The sequence below is a fragment of the Streptomyces javensis genome, from assembly GCF_039525925.1.
Lineage (GTDB): Bacteria > Actinomycetota > Actinomycetes > Streptomycetales > Streptomycetaceae > Streptomyces > Streptomyces asiaticus.
Map to the genome: position 1 here is coordinate 1 of NZ_BAAAIF010000296.1, position 545 is coordinate 545.

The 545-nt window shown below is 73.2% G+C and carries 1 pseudogene; it reads right to left on the reverse strand.

The features are described from left to right. Positions 1 to 545 (reverse strand): annotated as a pseudogene (locus tag ABD329_RS48040) (acetyl-/propionyl-CoA carboxylase subunit alpha); the annotation flags it as partial.

The following is a 545-nucleotide window of genomic DNA, read 5'->3' on the forward strand; positions in this document are numbered from 1 at the left end:
GAGGCCAGGGCGTCGCCGGAGGCGCCGGAGCCGGACTTCTTGACCGCCTTGCGCTTCGGCTTCTTCGAGCCGCCCGCGGGGGCGGTGGCCACGCCCAGGGAGGCGGGCAGCGAGACCTCGAGACGCTTGCCGCCGACCTCGACCACGACCGTCTCGCGGCCGGTGGGCTCTTCGGTCTCGTCCGCGCCGGTCGGGGTGAACGGGGCGATGGTGTTGTTGAACTCGGTCTCGATCCAGCGGGTGTGGATGGTGAACGGCTCGCTGGTGAACGCCGGGTCCTTCACCACCGCCTGGTGGAACGGGATCGCGGTGGCCATGCCCTCGACCTGGAACTCGGACAGCGCACGCGCCGCGCGCTCCAGGGCCTGCCGCCGCGTGGCGCCGGTGACGATCAGCTTGGCCAGCAGCGAGTCCCACGCGGGTCCGATGACGCTGCCGGACTCCACGCCCGCGTCCAGCCGGACACCCGGGCCGGACGGCGGGGCGAACGTGGTGACCGTGCCCGGGGCGGGCAGGAAGTTGCGGCCCGGGTCCTCGCCGTTGAT